The sequence below is a fragment of the Paenibacillus sp. B46(2026) genome (assembly GCF_056786355.1).
Genome location: NZ_CM165907.1, coordinates 4865592 through 4881976, shown reverse-complemented (window position 1 = coordinate 4881976; position 16385 = coordinate 4865592). Strand labels below are relative to the sequence as shown.

The 16385-nt window shown below is 46.1% G+C and carries 15 protein-coding genes and 1 pseudogene; 9 read left to right on the top strand and 7 right to left on the bottom strand.

Annotated features, from left to right (window positions below):
* Positions 1–44 precede the first annotated feature (44 nt).
* Together AC1S8V_RS21840 and AC1S8V_RS21835 are read right to left on the bottom strand one after the other, a co-directional pair.
* Positions 45–608 carry a TetR/AcrR family transcriptional regulator gene (locus AC1S8V_RS21840; RefSeq protein ID WP_458123572.1) on the bottom strand — a complete coding sequence of 188 codons (564 nt, stop codon included), beginning with the start codon at positions 606–608 and terminating at the stop codon, positions 45–47.
* Entirely contained in the window at positions 601–1815 is a 1215-nt protein-coding gene (locus AC1S8V_RS21835; RefSeq protein WP_482070732.1) for an MFS transporter, read from the bottom strand. Before AC1S8V_RS21835 ends, AC1S8V_RS21840 begins: the two co-directional genes overlap by 8 nt.
* Before the next feature lie 133 nt (positions 1816–1948).
* Here AC1S8V_RS21835 and AC1S8V_RS21830 point away from each other — a divergent pair.
* Positions 1949–2086, top strand: a pseudogene (locus AC1S8V_RS21830) (alpha/beta fold hydrolase); the annotation flags it as partial.
* A 242-nt stretch (positions 2087–2328) separates the two neighbouring features.
* Here the strand turns inward: AC1S8V_RS21830 and AC1S8V_RS21825 are convergent.
* Positions 2329–3816: a right-handed parallel beta-helix repeat-containing protein gene (locus AC1S8V_RS21825; protein ID WP_482070731.1), complete on the bottom strand. Its 1488-nt coding sequence runs from the start codon at positions 3814–3816 to the stop codon at positions 2329–2331.
* Positions 3817–3918: 102 nt separating this feature from the next.
* Between AC1S8V_RS21825 and AC1S8V_RS21820 the strand changes: the two genes are divergently transcribed.
* The gene (locus AC1S8V_RS21820) at positions 3919–4575 is read left to right on the top strand and encodes a DUF2625 family protein (protein ID WP_482070730.1); all 657 of its coding nucleotides are present in this window, start codon (positions 3919–3921) and stop codon (positions 4573–4575) included.
* 148 nt (positions 4576–4723) lie between these two features.
* Here AC1S8V_RS21820 and AC1S8V_RS21815 read toward each other — a convergent pair whose 3' ends face one another.
* Positions 4724–4924, bottom strand: coding sequence for a hypothetical protein (locus AC1S8V_RS21815; RefSeq protein WP_482070729.1), 201 nt, complete (start codon positions 4922–4924; stop codon positions 4724–4726).
* A 33-nt stretch (positions 4925–4957) separates the two neighbouring features.
* Between AC1S8V_RS21815 and AC1S8V_RS21810 the strand changes: the two genes are divergently transcribed.
* The gene (locus tag AC1S8V_RS21810) at positions 4958–5137 is read left to right on the top strand and encodes a hypothetical protein (RefSeq protein WP_482070728.1); all 180 of its coding nucleotides are present in this window, start codon (positions 4958–4960) and stop codon (positions 5135–5137) included.
* Positions 5138–5222: 85 nt separating this feature from the next.
* Here AC1S8V_RS21810 and AC1S8V_RS21805 read toward each other — a convergent pair whose 3' ends face one another.
* Entirely contained in the window at positions 5223–7874 is a 2652-nt protein-coding gene (locus AC1S8V_RS21805) for a cation-translocating P-type ATPase (RefSeq protein WP_482070727.1), read from the bottom strand.
* Positions 7875–8271: 397 nt separating this feature from the next.
* Here AC1S8V_RS21805 and hcp point away from each other — a divergent pair, with 397 nt between their 5' ends.
* Together hcp and AC1S8V_RS21795 are read left to right on the top strand one after the other, a co-directional pair.
* Positions 8272–9564, top strand: a complete 1293-nt coding sequence (gene hcp, locus AC1S8V_RS21800; protein ID WP_482070726.1) for a hydroxylamine reductase — start codon at positions 8272–8274, stop codon at positions 9562–9564.
* Between the two features lie 235 nt (positions 9565–9799).
* Entirely contained in the window at positions 9800–11185 is a 1386-nt protein-coding gene (locus AC1S8V_RS21795; RefSeq protein ID WP_482070725.1) for a PTS sugar transporter subunit IIC, read from the top strand.
* Between the two features lie 57 nt (positions 11186–11242).
* On the opposite strand, the gene AC1S8V_RS21790 is transcribed toward AC1S8V_RS21795, so the two are convergent.
* A complete protein-coding gene (locus AC1S8V_RS21790) occupies positions 11243–11959 on the bottom strand; it encodes a response regulator transcription factor (RefSeq protein ID WP_482070724.1) in 717 nt (238 codons plus the stop codon).
* Positions 11960–11967: 8 nt separating this feature from the next.
* A complete protein-coding gene (locus tag AC1S8V_RS21785; RefSeq protein ID WP_482070723.1) occupies positions 11968–14133 on the bottom strand; it encodes a sensor histidine kinase in 2166 nt (721 codons plus the stop codon).
* 181 nt (positions 14134–14314) lie between these two features.
* Here AC1S8V_RS21785 and AC1S8V_RS21780 point away from each other — a divergent pair, with 181 nt between their 5' ends.
* The 4 genes from AC1S8V_RS21780 to AC1S8V_RS21765 all read left to right on the top strand — a co-directional run bounded on the left by AC1S8V_RS21780 (position 14315) and on the right by AC1S8V_RS21765 (position 16289).
* Positions 14315–14878, top strand: coding sequence for a hypothetical protein (locus AC1S8V_RS21780; RefSeq protein WP_482070722.1), 564 nt, complete (start codon positions 14315–14317; stop codon positions 14876–14878).
* On the top strand, positions 14875–15378 hold the full coding sequence (locus AC1S8V_RS21775) for a GNAT family N-acetyltransferase (protein ID WP_482070721.1): 504 nt from the start codon (positions 14875–14877) through the stop codon (positions 15376–15378). The genes AC1S8V_RS21780 and AC1S8V_RS21775 overlap by 4 nt, the downstream gene beginning before the upstream one ends.
* 44 nt (positions 15379–15422) lie before the next feature.
* Positions 15423–15545, top strand: a complete 123-nt coding sequence (locus AC1S8V_RS21770) for a hypothetical protein (protein ID WP_482070720.1) — start codon at positions 15423–15425, stop codon at positions 15543–15545.
* Positions 15546–15746: 201 nt separating this feature from the next.
* The gene (locus AC1S8V_RS21765; RefSeq protein ID WP_482070719.1) at positions 15747–16289 is read left to right on the top strand and encodes a CueP family metal-binding protein; all 543 of its coding nucleotides are present in this window, start codon (positions 15747–15749) and stop codon (positions 16287–16289) included.
* Positions 16290–16385 lie beyond the last annotated feature (96 nt).

Below are 16385 nucleotides of genomic sequence, written 5' to 3'. Positions count from 1 at the left end.
CGGGACGCCCCTCTTATTTGTATAGTCTCATCGTAAGCGTTCCGTTAACGCTGGATGCCTGACCAGAAGACATTCCAGGTAATCGCTAAAGCCTGCTCATAGGATTGCCGTGTCTCATACACGAGCTGTACATCCAGTCCATCCATCACGGTAACAAAGGCTACGGTAGCTTCTTCCGGACTCAGACGTATATCGGGATGTCTGGTAAATACGGCTGCCAGCTCTTCCTTCAGTGTCCCGAGGTACGTTCGATACTGCGCGAGCACAAAATCATGCACCTCCAGCGGTGTGATAAAGGACAGGATATACATAAAAGCGACGTTCGGGTGAGTAAGGAAACGATTTTTGTGTTCATGTAAAAAGGCATATAGCTGCTGATCCAGCGTTTGGGCAGCAGACGTATTGAAAAATTGGCGTACAAACTGCTGTTCCTCCTGCACAACTTCCTCATATAACTCCAGCAATAGCGCTTTTTTGGATGAATAATGATAAGCCAAAGATTGCTTGCGAATGCCTGCCTCTTCGGCAATCTGCGCCATCTTGGTCCCCTCGTAACCCAGACGATTAAAATGTTGAATGGCAATTTCCTTGATTCGTTTTTTACTCAATGTCTACCTCCAGTTGGTGAGCTGTATACCTCTGCTGTTTTTGGGAGTATACCAAATATAACAAGATATATACCACAAAAATGCCTATAGAGATAGCATACACCACCGTATAGGAAAATGCAGAAGCCACCACGCCCAGGATTAACGAGCCACCACCAATCCCGAGGTCAAAGAAATTAAAGAAGGAAGCCATCGCATTTTCATGCTCATGTTCTTCTACAAGATTCACACACCAGGTCTGAATCGCCGGGAATATGGCACCAAAACCAAAGCCGTATAACGCGCCGGCGATCAGGAATTGCACATCACTCTGGGCGATAATCAGAACCAGCAGTCCCGCGATTGCAAACACGGCAGAAGGTAACAACACGGAACCTGGTCCCCATCGATCAAACATTTTCCCCGAGAACAGTCGGACGGCGAAGCTGGCGATGGCGACGATGAAGAAAAACCAGGCTATATTCTCGAACCCTCTTTCGGCGGCGAATAAAGCCACAAAGGACATGATTGAACCAGCTGCAATGCCAACAAGCATAATGAGAAGGGAAGGGAAGAGTACCTTCTTTTCAATCAGTTTCACCGAAGGGACATGAGTATGCATAGACTCGCTACGAACTCCTGTCTTCGGCTTTCTGGATACAAACACTGTCATCAGGAGAGCTAACAGCAAAATGCACATACCTCCCATAAACAGGCTCTGGTAGTCGTACCTAAACAACAGGCTCGTTCCAGTCAGTGGACCGATGGATATGGCGACCGTCTCCCCTACGCCGAAATACCCCATACCTTCTCCCCGGCGATCTCTTGGTATGTTTTCAGTGGCAATCGTTGCAAAATATGTCGTTGCCAAACCAAATCCGAATCCGTGGATCACTCGAAATACAAGAATCATCCAAATACCTGACGATAGGTAGTATGCACCTGTCATTAATGCACAGATAGTGATACCGATAATCAACAGATATTTTTTATCTATTCGAGCTGCTAAGACAGATGTGAAGGGGCGAATCAAGATGGCGGAAAACATAAATACGCCTGTAACAAGCCCAATCTGGGAGGCTTCGCCACCCAGGCTTGAGACGAACAAGGGCAATGTGGGGAGCAGCATTTCAAAGGCCATAAACAATAATGCGTTCGCTAACATGATAAATAGGAATGATCTTCCCCAGAGTTGCTGAGGTGTAGAGCTATGTGTTGAAGTATTCATGGTTTTCCTCCGTAATGTTGATCTCTGTCGCGCGACATGTTGAACTGATTTTACCTGACGATGGTCAGATTGTAAAGCGCGTGTTCAGAGCATGGAGTCATGATTTTTTTGTGGAAGAGAGAGGTGATATGAAATGACGGTTGATGTACTTGTAAGAAATAATGTTAAAGTGCTTGGCTCGGGTAGCCAAACGATTGTATTTGTTCATGGTTTTGGATGCGATCAGGATATGTGGCGTTACATTGTTCCAGGTTTTATGGAGAACTACCAGAGGAAGATACGGGACAGTCCTTGTTCCAAAGAGTGGACAACGCCATGTATGCCTCCAAAACCGGAGGACGAAACCGGGTGACACATGCAGCTCAGATGGTAAGAAGTTATGGGTTGGATTGGATCAAAAGAAAACGAGAAGGAGCCTGTGCACGATGAGGGAGATGATCCCACATGCACAGGCTCCTTTTATTTGTGTGAAATAGGCTGGGCTAATTCCACTTGAGTAGTATCTGAATAACTTTACCTTGGGGCAAGGTAGCCATACACCTTCGCCGGAGAATTCGCCCGGAGACGAAAATCTTCGTTGGACTCATCCATAAATGCCGGGTTCACATATATGGAGTGTGCATCATTGCCAGATCCCTTGATGTAGGCGGCGATGCCGGAGTAGGCTTTATTTTTCCAAACCCACAGGGCATCTTCCTGCTCTCCTGGTGAGTAATAGACATTATGGTCAAACACATTGCCGGTATTGCTGGTATATTCATTGTATATCAGTACTTCCAAGCTGCCCGATACAAGAATGTTACGCATGAACGTATTGTTCTTTGTCTGTGACTGTATGAATAACTGTCCATTGCCTGCATTCAGCGTATCATTCCCGACCAGTGTATTGTACATGATCCTGCTATCCTCGGTAGCTCCCCGCTCTTCGTCATAACCTCCCATGGCAATACCCGTCAATCTGTTGGAATAAATCAGGTTATCACGCACGGTAATGTTGCTGGTTGAACGTCCGGCATGTTCTGAGGCAATCTCAATTCCGATGTCGCTCCGGTATACCCGGTTCTGGTCGATGATATGATCTTTCCCGCCATCTACATAGATGCCACCGGCTGAGTTGCTATCATTGGGCAGGTCTGTTCCATAGGAGGGATTGTTATTGGATGTAATATCATATACTTCGTTGCCTCGTACAATGCCGTTCCGAGCCTGATCGTACGTGTCGTCCTCGGACGTACCTTCGTACCCGATCAGATCAATACCAATATTGTCGGAATCATGGATGATATTGTCCTGGATGGCAAACGTATCGACATTGCCGTTGATGGCAAGTGACTCGCTGGAACCGAGTGTAAGATCATACAATTTATTATCCTTGATGATGATATCGCGTAATGCTTGAGGGTGCTCTGTGCCATATATAGCAATACCGTGGGCATCCCTGCCCCGCAAATACGGACCTTCAGGAGGTGCGTAACTAGCGATCGCGTGTATGGTGTTGCCCAACAGCTGAATATGCTCACCTGCTCCGTGGACATAGATCCCGGTTGGAGCCTTGCCCCCGAGTGTGGTCGTGAAGTTACGAATTTCGAGATTCTGAATCGTGATATAACTGGCATTTTCAATTTCAATCAATCCTTCGATGCCACGTACAGAGAGGCCTTCACCATCAATGATAACCTTCTCCTGAGGATAGCTTGAAAATAGGGTTGGATTAGCGGAAGAATTACCGCTCCTGGTAATTTTGACTTTCTGATGATACACACCTTCTCGCACATAAATCGTGCTTCCAGGCGAAGCGTGGTCAGCTGCGTGCTGCAATGTCTTCCATGGAGATTGAATGGTACCTTTATTCGAGTCGTTTCCTTGGGGTGATATGTAATGGATTATCTGGGGATCAGACTTTTGAACAGAAACGGGTTCGTTCATGGAAGATGTATGATTCTGACAACCGGATACGAGCACCATCAGAATCGGAATCATAAGTATAACTACGCGAATCAAATTGTTTCCCCCTTGAATTTAGCTTTGAAGATAGATTATAGCAGATTTGAACGGGTTAATAAGCCATGATATGCTCTTATAAAATCAGCGAGGAGACTGCTCATGAATACATTAACTATAGCTGAATTAGTAGATCGGGAGAATCACGCATGGGAAGAACTCAAGGAACTCCTGGATAGCGGACAAAATACATATGTGTATGTTCCAGCAAAACAGGAGGCTGGAGAAGATACCCTCTATCGTCTGCAAATAAGCACCAAATCCTATTTGGGGGCTGTTGCTTATGAAACAGAAGGTATTGTACTGGACCATGGATGGATCACGCTGTTTGGTGCGGGCGGTGACAGTATATTCGGGAGTCTAACCCGTTGGAATGGTGTGAGTAAGCAGCCTTGCGCACAGGCACTGGAGGGCATGATGGTCGTCGCATATGATGTGGCAGGCGGTTTCTTCGGACTGGATACAGGCAAGTATAGTCGTACGGGACAGGTCTATTATTTTGCACCGGATACACTCGAATGGGAATCGACAGAACTGGCATATTCGGGCTTTATCAACTGGCTGGCGGATGGTGATCTGGGACAATTCTACCAAACCTTTCGCTGGAAAGGCTGGCAAGAGGATATGACTCAGCTCCAGACAGGACAAGTATTCGCGTATTATCCACCGCTTTGGACGCAGGAAGGTGGCGGCGAGAACAGCAGTAAAGCCCCTATTCACATATTGGAAGCCTGGAAGTCTGCGTTGGACGGTAAATAGTTGGCATGTTGATTTAGGATGAAATAAGGAGAGTAACCGGTAAGTTCGTTGAGTGATCTACTTTTAAAAAAAACGGCATTTCTGTTCCAAACTAAAAAGGCTCGCGCTTGCTGCGGGCCTTTTTGTTCTGAACTTTAAACATCAATTATCAATTGTCCAATGTAACAGGTTCAATGCCTGAGCGTGAAGCTCTGCTATGCCAGGCGGTCAACCCGAGTGAAACAACGCAGACGAACAACAGACAAGCATACACCACATGATAAGCTTCCTCTACCGTTACTCCCGGAATGCTGTGCAATAGCAACCCGCACACGGCTACAGACACCGATCCACCGAAGAACATGTTCAAATTGATAGCGGAGTATGTGAGGGAGCAATCTACATGGTAGAAGGAATTTTGTTGTTGTTTGCCCAGATCGGTTTAATTATTGGAGTGGCTTTAATAGCATCCGGATTAACAAATGGTTCAAACGGGAAAGAAAAGTTCAACTGGTCGGCGACCATCCCCTCGGTATCCTGGGGATTATGTATCCTTATCCTGTCCATCTGTTGGTTGGTGTAGTGTACTCTTTTTATATGTAAAAAAATGTAAATAAACAGGCGCTCCGATAACGGGCGCCTGTTTGTACATGTTATAACTGCAGATCTTACGCCGCAGTAACTTGTTTGCCGCGATTGCGAACCCACTTGATGACATCCATCAGAATGACGGCAACAAGAGCGAGTCCACCTGCAATCAGGAACTCATTCCAGCCAAACGTATCCGGGATGGCGAAGACGCCGCGCACACCTGGAATCAGTGTGATGGCATAGAGACAGAGACATACCAAGATGGAGCCAAGCACGAATTTATTGGTCGTGAAGCCCACCTGGAAGATGGTCTGTGTGTTGGAACGTGCTGCAAAAGTCTGGAGACTGCGTGCCAGAATCAGGGTTGTAAAGGCCATAGCCACACTGATTTCCTCCGAGATACCAAGTCCGATATATTGGGATACGATAACAGCCGCCCCAATCAGGACACCACGCGTAATCACAGCCTGCAGGGTTCCACCTGCGAAGATGCCTTCGTTAATATCACGCGGTTTGCGCCGCATGACATCTGGCTCGGCCTTCTCTGTACCCAAAGCAATGGCAGGCAGGGAGTCATTCACCAGATTGATGAACAGCAGCTGAAGGGCCGTAAACGGATTAACCCAGCCGACGATCAAGGCAAACAAAATGGCGATAATGGCGCCAAGGTTACCGGCGAACAGGTATGCAATGGCTTTTTTGATATTATCAAATACCATCCGCCCAACACTAACCGCATTCACGATGGAGACAAAGTTATCATCCGTCAGAATCATGGCAGCCGCATCCTTGGCAACATCTGTTCCGCTACCCATCGCTACGCCGATGTCGGCTTGTTTCAGCGCTGGTGCGTCATTAACTCCATCGCCGGTCATGGCTGCAACCTTGCCTTTGCGCTGCCATGCACGAACAATCCGAATTTTGTTCTCGGGAGATACTCTGGCGTATACCGAGATATGTTCGAGTTGTTGATCCAGCTCTTCATCAGACATTTTGTCCAGTTCAGCTCCGGTAATGGCAAGATCATCCGGTTCGGCAAGACCGATATCCACACCGATCGCCTGAGCCGTCGTTTTGTGATCTCCGGTGATCATGATGGTGCGAATGCCCGCTTTTTTGGACTCTTCAATAGAGGCGTATACCGCTTCACGCGGTGGGTCAATCATCGCTGTCAGGCCAACCAGCGTAAGATCATGCTCGTCATCAATCGTAACCTGGTTTTTATCATCGAATTTTTTGTACGCATAGGCCAGCACACGGAAGGCACGTTTGGAGAAGGCCTCATTTTTTTCTTCAAACTGTGTGCGAATCTCGGGTGTGAGGGGCTGAACCTCACCATTGATAAATACATGACTACAGCGACTGAACAGCACATCCGGTCCACCTTTGGTCAGCAAAGCCGTCTGTCCCTCGAAGGTATGCACTGTACTCATGAGCTTTCGATCCGAGTCAAAAGGAAGCTCAGCTTCACGCGGGAACTGGTCACGGATTTCATTGTAATCCTTGTTCACCCGGTTGCTGAAGGCAATCAGGGCCACTTCGGTTGGATCACCCAATTCCTTGCCTTCCTGGTTAATATTCGAATCATTGCAGAGCACTGCAATATGTAACAAACGTCGTTCCTCTTCCGACCACTGATCGGGATCATCGGGGAATTCGTCCTTGGTGCCATGGGGAATGTAATAATCCACGACAGTCATCTTGTTCTGAGTTAGCGTTCCTGTTTTGTCCGTACAGATGATGCTGGCAGAACCGAGTGCTTCCACGGCAGGCAGTCTGCGAATGATCGCATGTTGTTTGGCCATCTTATTCGTTCCGAGTGACAACACGATCGTCACAATGGAGGAAAGTGCCTCAGGAATGGCAGCAACTGCAACAGCTACGGCAAACATCAGTGCATTTACGATGGATGGCCCGATATTCTCCGTACCTTCGGTCAACCATACACGACCGGCTTCAATGCCAAAGATAAGAATCGACAAGCCCAGGATGAAAAAGCCCAGTTTTTTGCTGAATGATTCCAACTTGCGCTGTAATGGCGTGTTCTTGGCTTCGGCATTTTCAATCAATTCGGCAATTTTGCCAATTTCCGTCTTGAGAGCCGTACCTGTAATGACGAGCATACCCCGTCCATATACGACCAGTGAGCCGCTGAAGGCCATATTGCGACGATCTCCGATTGGAGCTTCATCCGGGATGGTATCGGCGTGTTTCTCCGCAGCTTCGGATTCTCCGGTCAGCATGCCTTCGTTGATTTTCAAACTTCCTGATTCCAGAATACGTCCGTCCGCCGGGACATAATCACCTGCATCCAGCATAACAATATCACCGGGAACGAGTTCCCTCGCTGGAATGGTTCTTTTCTGACCGTCACGAATGACCTTGGCTTCGGGTGCAGACATTTGTTTCAGCGCGTCAAGCGAACTCTCGGCTTTTTTGGTCTGAACTACACTGATTACCGCATTGAGCAAAATAACCAGGAATATGATCAAGGATTCGATCAGGTGTCCAAGTACAACCTGAACCGCGGCTGCAATCAACAGCACGATGACCATCGGATCTTTAAAATTTTCGAGGAACAATTTCCAGACTGGTGTTGCATCTTTCCCTTTTAACTCGTTATATCCTTCCGTTTCAAGTCTCTTGGCAGCTTCGGAGGTCGTGAGTCCCTTAGAGGAACTCTGTACATCCTGAAGGGTTTCATCTGCACTGTGTCTGTAGTGTTGCAATTGACCAGCTCCTTGAATATTAGATTTCTCTCTGTGTATTACCCTTACGGGCAAAATCTAGAATCGTTTCATTTCATAATTTTTTAGATACAGGATTTATAAGTTTTCAGCTGTACACAGTATTTTTCATAATGAGCCGAGATATGCTTCATTTCCAATGTTATTATTTCCAATGATGCAGAGACATAACATATATCGCTGGAATGAAACTTATGGTGGTATGAACTATGGAGAATTTTAGATCAGATCAGACGATATCCCGGAGGAAGGTTAGTCTCAGAGAACCATATACAGGTGTTGGATCAGAAACTGTGTGCACCATCACACATGGACATATCGAGGTCTGTTACGCTACTTCATAACGAACAGTGTTTAATCTAGTTTGGAGGGAACCCATATGTTTTGTTATCAGTGCGAACAGACGCCGAGTGGCGGGTGTACTGTGGTAGGAGTATGCGGCAAAAATGAAACGATCGCAAGTTTGCAGGATACGATGATCTTTGCGTTAAAAGGAATTGCTGCTTATGCAACACACGCACGCCAGTTGGGATATCATGATCCTGAGGTGGATCGGATTACACATGAGGCATTATATATGACATTAACGAACTCGAATTTTAATGTTCAAGAGCATCTGGAGATGGCGATGAAAGTCGGCAATGCAGCAATCCGCATTATGGACGTGCTGGATCGTGCGCATACAGATCGTTTTGGTATACCGCAACCGATTACGGTTAGTCAGAATCAGATCGAAGGACAGTGCATCGTGGTAACGGGACATAATCTGTATGCACTGGAGGAGTTGCTCCATCAAACTGAAGGGAAAGGAATCAACATCTATACCCACTCGGAAATGTTGCCTGCACACGGTTACCCGGCGTTGAAGAAATACACCCATCTCAAGGGCAATATCGGCAAAGCCTGGTACGATCAAAGAAGACTTTTCGAACAATTCCCGGGTGCGATTCTCGCAACGACCAACTGTGTCATGCCGATCAAAGGCACATATTCAGACCGCTTTTTCTCATACGAAGTGGCGGGTCTGGAGGGCGTTGCCAAGATTATGGATGATGACTTCTCACCCCTGATTGAACGCGCATTGTCCCTGCCTGCGGCCGATATACAGTCCGAGCAAGTCTTAACGACAGGATACCATCATGAGACGGTGATTGGCCTTGCTCCCGAGATTATTCAAGCGGTGAAAGACGGTCATATCCGTCGATTCTTCGTTATTGCAGGTTGTGATGCACCAGGCAAAGGGGGCAACTACTATCGTGAATTGGCTACATCGTTGCCAAATGACACCGTTATTCTGACGACATCCTGTGGTAAGTTCCGCTTCAACGATGTGGATTATGGTACGGTTGGAGATACGGGCATACCACGTTATATCGACTTGGGACAATGCAACAATTCCGGTTCCACCGTGAAGATTGCAATGGCATTAGCGGATGCTTTTGGCTGTACCGTGAATGAGTTGCCTGTCAGCATCGTGCTGTCCTGGTTTGAGCAAAAAGCAGTTGCGATCCTGCTCGGCCTGTTCAGCCTCGGCATTCAGGACATTCGAATTGGACCGAAACCGCCTGAGTTCATTTCAGAAGGTGTATTGGATGTGCTCGTGGATATGTTCGGTCTGAAGTTAATTACAACGGCAGAAGAAGATATGAACGCGATGTTGGCATTGTCATAGGATGGATGAAATTTATAGAAGATATAATAGGAGCCTGCGCTTTTGCAGGCTTTTTTGCTACGTAACGATGTCATAGGTCAATATACCTTGTGTAAATAAACATGCAATGTAAGGGAAATTAGTTTTTTTATCCTATTGAAGTTTTTTCGTGGAAATGTGTATATAGATAGAGGCACATTAGATTGTAACACATCACAAAACACGGGTTTACCGTAACACGAGGAGATTGGACATCATGCATGACACACAGATTGAAGATTGGTTGGAACTCGCGGGTGGCAAGCAGAACATCAAGCTCGTAGAGCACGATAAGGGTACAACGACGCTGGTACTGAAGGACAGTTCCCAATTGAACATATCGGTTCTGGCCTCCACAGACTATGTGGCAGATATTCGGGTAACGGGTAAGCATTGCCATCTGGCAATAAAGGATGAATCTTCCCTGATCTGCATGTTACTGAGTATGGGCGTGGGGGAAACGGAAGGGAGAGCACTGCAGGAAGCAGGACACGCAAAGAAGAACCAATTTTCGATCTTACACTTTGTTTCCGATGTGTTCAGGCCCTTGATGCCTGCGATTCTCGGAGCGGCTGTGATTAAGATCCTGCTCATAATTATTACGTTAATCAATACATACAGTTCTGCGGATTCTTCTACGCTGATGGATAGTCAGACCTTTACGATATTTAAATCCATAGGAGACAGTGCATTTTACCTTCTGCCGATTCTGGTAGCAGTTAGTACGGCGTATCGGTTAAAGAGTAATATATATGTTGCTGCAAGCATCGGCGGATTGATGTTTCACCCGCAGTTAAGCTACTTACTGGCAAGTGAAGGTCAAGTTCACTTTATGGGAGTACCCATGGTATCACAGCCGGCTTTTCTTTCGGCTTCTCTCTGGATGTTTTTGACGATCTTAGCAGCGTCCTATATGGAAAAAGCAGTTGGACGCATTAGTCCCAGAGTGCTTCAGGGAATTCTTGCTCCAGTGTTAACGTTGGGAGTTCTGGTGCCACTGATCCTGATGGTGCTTGGTCCACTGGGGACATGGATTCAAGATCAGATGCCGGGTGCTATGAACTCACTGCTTGATGATGCGCCCATTGTGGCCATTGTCCTGCTCGGTGCAACTTTTTCGCTGCTCTTGCTTGCTGGATTACATTACTGGCTCGTTCCCATCATAATTAATGAATTGATGATTAATGGATACTCCATTATCTTCCCAGCGATGATTGTTGCCTATGTTGCACAAGCGGGTGCAGCATTTGCTTCCGGGCTTCGCAGCAAACAACCTGAGTTCAGAAGACTGGCTTTCTGGGCAACGGGAACAGCTCTTTTGGGGGTGCCGGAACCTGCCATGTATGCCGTGAATATCAGAAAAAGAGCTTCTTTTTATGCAGCACTGCTTGGGGGTGCCGCAGGTGGACTGTATTATGGTCTTGTATCTGTAAAATCATTCGTATTTAGTGAATCTGTCAGTTTGCTAGGAATTCCGTTTTTCATGGAAACCGATTCATTGAATGTGCTACATACCTGTATAGGTATGGTTATTGCCTTCTGTGTGTCCGGATTACTTGTGAATTGGCAGGCAGGGAGAGGAAGTAAAAACAGGATAGGCTAAAAATCAAGAGCCCACACCCGAAGGTGCAGGCTCTTTTTATTATGAGTGACGAATTTATTAATCCAGCCATGTCTGAAATTTATAGCCCATCCCCCGTACAGTTGTTATGTAACGATGGGAGCTGGAAGGATTCTCGATTTTGCGTCTGAGGTTATGAATATGGACCATAACGGTTCGAACGTCACTCCAGTTATCCAGCCCCCATATGCGTTCAAACAAGTATTCTGTGCTGTACACATGCCCCGGACGACTTGCCATGAGGAAAAGAAGCTGAAGTTCTTTGGCAGGCAGGCTGATGAGCTTGCTATCTACCCTGACTTCAAAATGACCAAAGTGCAAATCTAGCCAGCCGTCACGATATACTGTGTCTTTGGCAATTGCCGAGGTGCTGGTCTTCGTGATCGAACGCCTCAGTTGCGCTTTTACTCTGGCGACCATAATATCCGGATCGAATGGCTTGGTGATATAATCATCCCCGAGTTCCAGCCCCTGAATGATATCTTCCGTTTCCTGCCGGCTGCTAAGAAAGATGATGGGCAGTTCTGTGCTTCGTTTGACGCTCTGAACCCACGTTGTTCCGTTTCCATCCGGCAGCATGATATCGCATAGAATCAGATCCGGAACTCGTTCTTCAAGCAGAACAGTCGCATGCTGGAGAGTTTGGGCGGTATAAGACTCATAACCCTGGTTTTGCAAATAGATCATGACCAGCTCCGCGATATCTGTGTCATCTTCGACAATAAGTATACGCTGATTCTTCTTTATGTAAGCCATGTTCAAAGTCACCCTCCTTTCCATGCGGGCAGTTGAATAGAAAATTCACTGCCGGAGCCCGGCTCACTGGTTACCCCGATCTGTCCGTTATGATAGTACATGATCTCTTTGCATATGGCGAGCCCCAATCCAGAGCCTTTATGATCCCCATCCGGCTGGTGTTGAACCTGTCCAAAACGTTCAAAGATCTGTTCATGCCATTCGTGTGGAATGCCCGTCCCTGTATCTTTGACGCAGAACCATGCTGTAAACCCTGTTTCGGTTTGTGGCGTTTCTTCAAGGAACAGACGCAATTGTATGGTTCCTGAAGGAGGGGTAAATCTTAGCGCATTGGAGATGAGATTGGACAGCACCTGTTCAATCCGTATCGGGTCCAACCGTGCCATCCACAACTGCGATTCGGGTTCTTCAGGAAGTTCGAGGCGGTAATGAATCCCCTGTTCCTCCACTTCCCATTCGTATTTCTGAAACAGCTCCTGCACGAATGACAGCAGATGTACGTCCTGCATATGAAACTGGATCTGGTTGGTCTCCAGCTTCGTTAGTTCAATCAGATCGTGAATCATGCGTTCCAAAAGCAGAGAGCGTGTATAGATTCGGTTAATATACTTTGGTGCCTCTGTAGTGATAATACCATCCCTCAGTGCTTTGGCGAACCCTTTGATGGATGTGATGGGTGTGCTCAATTCATGAGATATATTGGACAGCAGTCGAACACGAAATAATTCGAATTCAGCCATTTTTTGATTAGCTTGCTGAAGTTCCACGTTGCTTTGTCGCAATGAACGTGTTCGTTCCTCTACGGTTCGTTCCAACTGCTGGTTTGTTCGCTGAAGCTTGGAAGACAAATGTTCCTTTTGCTGTAATGCTCTTGAGAAGCGGGAAGTCAGATTATACGCTTGTGTTAATAAAAAGATGAGCAATCCAACAGAGAGCATATCCTCTGTGGGCAAGTGAACCGTATAAAATAACATATCATTTAAGGCAAAAGCCATGAAAAATAAAAAACCAATCATGCTGATTACGGAACCTTTTTTTCGTCTGAAGACTGACTTGACATACATACATAGCGTATAAACCAACGACGGAAACAGCACCCCCCAGGCAAAAGGTGTTAAATAGTACGTATACACGCGGGCAGGTGTCAGGAGAAACAACAAAATGAAGCAAGGCAGGATGAATCCTGCTATTTTGGATATCCAAGGTATGGATTCCTTAGGGTGTTCTCTATTAATGAACAGAATTAATAATAAAGCGGTCATGGCAACAGATATGTATTCGGCTTTTACTGCCCATTCCCATGGCATGTCAGGAATCAGGTAGAGGGCAGTCGATTCGCCAAGAACCACCGTGCGTACTCCAACAGACAGGCAGAGCATACTGTATAACAGGGCCGATATCTCTTTTCTTCGGTTGAGATACACAAGACCATAATATAATGCCATAACTAGAAAAATTCCAACGATACATGACTGTGCTGATACACGTAATAGACGGATCCAGGAGATACTTTCCGCTGTTCCAAGCTCCATGCTCTGCCAGATACCCGCATTCCTTTGAGAGAAGTTGGAGACTTGAATGATGATTTCATTCCATTTTGATTCAGTTTCAAAATAGATAACGTTGGGAAAGCTCTTTGCTTTCTCATTGGAAAGGCTGGTCCCGACGATACCATGACCGCCCTTAAATTGACCGTTAATCCAGATCCGGTAGGCCGAGGCGATACTTTTGGGATAGATGGCAAGTGTAGATCCTTTTATCGTCTCATCAGGAAGTAAAAGGCGGAGTCTATAGGTCGCATAACCCCTGTTGGGGAGGACTTGATCATGTGCCATGCGATACGTTGTCCAAGCTTCCGGCACTTGTTCGAAGGTCGGTGCAGGCTCAGGTGTGGAAGAAGAGTGAAAATCAATGGGTTCCAGCAGTTGCTGCCAGTAAAATTCCCAATCTCCATCCAGAGGCATGACAGAAGTGGTCGACCCAGACCAACGGGACAGATCAAGAACTCCATTCCTGGAAGTATGGAGGGGAGTGGACTCAGCTGCAGCTGAGGTATTGGTTGAATTGGTCGCAAGGATGACGAGGAGCACTATAGTGATTACAAGAACGAACAGGATGGTGAATAGCAATGGTTGCTTTCCAATGTGGCCACGAACGGAATTCATAAGCTTCATCTAGGGTGACCTCCGGCTAGGGCTAGGATAGGTTAACTATATTATAGAGTGATCCTCCGTTTGCAGAAAGAAGAAATTTGACGAAATATCCCGGACTTAAACAAAACTTAAACTAACCTAAGTACAATAGACCACATCATCTTTAGGGAGAAAGTCCCGGCAACAGAAAGGAAGCATGTTCATGAGTCGTTACTTCTCCATCTGTTCGACCTATATGTACCAGCATCGTTATATGGATTTTTTGCTGGCTCATTACAAGGAACTGAATATGCCATATAACTTTCCGGTCACACTCAGCTATATATCCAGTCCACTGTTGATGGGAGGTAGAGCGATTTTGTGTTTTGATGATCAGGATGAAATCGCAGGAGCACTGGGTTATATCCATGGCACAGGGGAGCATGATTACGAGGATCGTCATGTCATTCAGTTCCAAGTAGCCTTCATAAAGGAAGAGTATCGCGGAAGCAGACTTATGGTAGAAGCTTTGCAGTTCCTCCTCCAACATATTGACGAACAAGAAGAGATAGAATCGGTTCAGGAAATGCGCTTTTGGGCTGTTAAAGATCGGATTAACCAAAGACTGTTCTCCAAATTTGCAAAGCGAATCGGAGGCACAGAAAGTGAATATGGAGGATCTATAGACGCTTATACAATATACCTTTCTGAACTTCGTGCATACCTTTCCTCTTTTCATCGAGTGTCAAGGGTGAAGGGATCTCGTGATAAGGAGGTCACACCATGATGCTGCAAGCCAAATCTCACGAAGTATTGCAGGATGCAGACTATGCCCGGTTTGCTCGTTTTTATCTGGCAAACAGTGAGGAGTTTGATGAACAATACATGCTGCATGACGCATTGTTGCATCTCATCAGTACCTTGCAGCACTCTCGCCTGTTGTTGCTTGATGATGAGCAGGGGCGATTGGGTGGTTTCGGGCAGTATCGTTATACCGAAGATCGACAGACGGCTTTTATTGATTCGGTCATGCTGGCGAAGGCACATCGTAGCAGCAGAGTATTTTTCGCCGGCTTCCGTGATCTGGTGCTACAGATCTGTCAGGAAAATGACGAGATTCAAACGTTACAATTTCACGCCGTGGCTAATAACCGTTACATTAACAGGTTATACAGCAAGTTTTCCAAACACACGGATACACAGGAGCGTAACGGAAGAACAGAACATGTGTATACGGCAGAGCTGGATTCATTGTTGGTTTATCTGAAAATTAAAACAGCCGTTTAACGCGTTGAGCTCATTGAAATTGATTTGAAAGGAGGTGAGTTAACATGGTACCTATGCGCCCTAGCATAAAAGAAGATACACGCGGTGGTAAAATTTTTCGCATCGAAAATGTTCTGAAATTGAATGAGCAATTGCGAGTGAACACAACCGCTGCTGCTGCGAAGTAGTCTCATTCTCCCTAAACGATGAAAGAAGCACACAGATCACACAATATGTGACCTGCTTGCTTCTTTTTTGGTTGGCGTGTCCATTATAGTCATCCGAATCAGACATATATGTGAATATCTGGTGAAATGCATACCGTTTAAGTCCAGAATCGTATGTAATGAATTATACTTAAGGAAAACGGACGAGGAGATGGACTCCAGATGAAGAAACAAATGTGGATCATTGCAAGTGTTGCAGTTTTAATTGTAATCGGAACCTACCTGTTTGCAAGCAACACGGGCAAGGAAGATGCGGGTACAGCCAGTGCGCCCAACATCAGAAAATTGGTGGAAGATATCAGCACAGGTAAAGAGACACCGGAATCTGCCTCCATTAATGCCAAACAGTTAATCGTCACAGATCAAGATAAACATACGACTACATATGATTTGCCTGAGAATGAATTTTTCCTGTCCATTGCACCCTATGTGGACCAGACCCATCCCTGTGCAATTCATAGCTTGACCGGTTGTCAGGGGGAAATGAGCAATAAGGAATTCAGCGTTACCATTCACGATTCTCAAGGCAACACTTTTATGAAAGATGAAGTGATCAAGTCTGGTGCGAACGGATTTATGGATTTTTGGGTGCCAAGAGACAGAACCTATCTGATTCGTATTGTTCGAGATGGAAAGGTTGCAGAAACGCAATTGTCTACATACGAAAATGATAATACATGCATTACTACGATGCAGTTGAGTTAATGCAAACAGACAAGCAATGGAAGGGAAGGATGGCCTTTGAGCTATCCCTTTCCTTTTTTATTTCATAAAAGAATTGGAATAAGGTACTCTGCATTG